Below are 1105 nucleotides of genomic sequence, written 5' to 3' on the forward strand. Positions count from 1 at the left end.
CGGATCATCCCTGGCCGTCCTCGCACACCCCGAGTGCGACATCGGCCTCGTCGGTTACGAAATGGCCCTGCTGGTCGACCGCGCAGGCACCGTCCTGACACCCGACCTCCGCGCAGAGCTGCAGGGCAGCCTGCTCAACTGACAGAGAGGCAGTGCGTTTCCCGCCACCGCGCCATAAGGTTCGGAGCGAGACCGGCGTCAGACAGGCAAGTTGGAGGAGGAGACGTGGCAACGCCCCCGAGCGGATACCCGTACGGGCCCGGACAGCAGTCCGGTCCCCAGGGCGAGACCCCGCACCACCACTTCAACTTCCCGTCCGCGCCGAGCCGCCGGCCGCAGCAGCACCAGCCGCCGCGCCCCGAGCAGCACCAGCAGCAGCCCTGGCCGTACGACACCCAGCCGTACGAGCCCTCGGCGTACGACCAGCCACCGGCGGCCCGCAGCCAGCAGGCGCAGCCGTCGTGGCACGAGCCCGAGTCCTACGCCCCCGCCGGGGGCATGCACAACCCGCTCGTGCGTCCGTACGCCATGACCGGAGGCCGGACCAGGCCGCGCTACCAGCTCGCCATAGAGGCGCTGGTCAGCACGACCGCCGACCCCGCCCAGCTGCAGGGGCAGCTGCCGGAGCACCAGCGCATCTGCCACCTCTGCCGCGAGATCAAGTCAGTCGCCGAGATCTCGGCACTTCTTTCCCTTCCCCTCGGCGTCGCCCGGATCCTCGTCGCCGACCTGGCGGAGGCCGGACTCGTCGCCATCCATCAGCCCGGCGGGGACGAGACCGCCGGCGGACAGCCAGATGTGACACTGCTCGAAAGGGTGCTCAGTGGACTTCGCAAGCTCTAGCGGTGCAGCCCGCTCCAACCACCTCCGCGAAAATCGTGGTGGCGGGCGGCTTCGGCGTGGGTAAGACCACGTTCGTCGGGGCCGTCTCAGAGATCAACCCGCTGCGCACCGAAGCCGTGATGACCTCCGCGTCGGCGGGCATCGACGACCTCACGCACGCGCCGGACAAGACGACCACGACGGTCGCGATGGACTTCGGCCGCATCACCCTGGACCAGGACCTGATCCTGTACCTCTTCGGAACCCCCGGACAGGACCGCTT

1 protein-coding gene and 2 pseudogenes are annotated in these 1105 nt (G+C 69.6%); all 3 read left to right on the forward strand.

Annotated elements, in window-relative coordinates; genetic code table 11:
• A pseudogene (locus IH09_RS36130) lies at positions 1-142 on the forward strand (roadblock/LC7 domain-containing protein); the annotation flags it as partial.
• 83 nt (positions 143-225) lie between these two features.
• Complete coding sequence (locus tag IH09_RS36135; RefSeq protein ID WP_052861981.1) at positions 226-843, forward strand: DUF742 domain-containing protein; 618 nt, start codon at positions 226-228, stop codon at positions 841-843.
• Positions 824-1105, forward strand: a pseudogene (locus IH09_RS36140) (GTP-binding protein); the annotation flags it as partial. The gene IH09_RS36135 and the pseudogene IH09_RS36140, both read left to right, overlap by 20 nt.

It is taken from the genome of Streptomyces celluloflavus (assembly GCA_000720995.1).
Classification (GTDB): domain Bacteria; phylum Actinomycetota; class Actinomycetes; order Streptomycetales; family Streptomycetaceae; genus Streptomyces; species Streptomyces celluloflavus.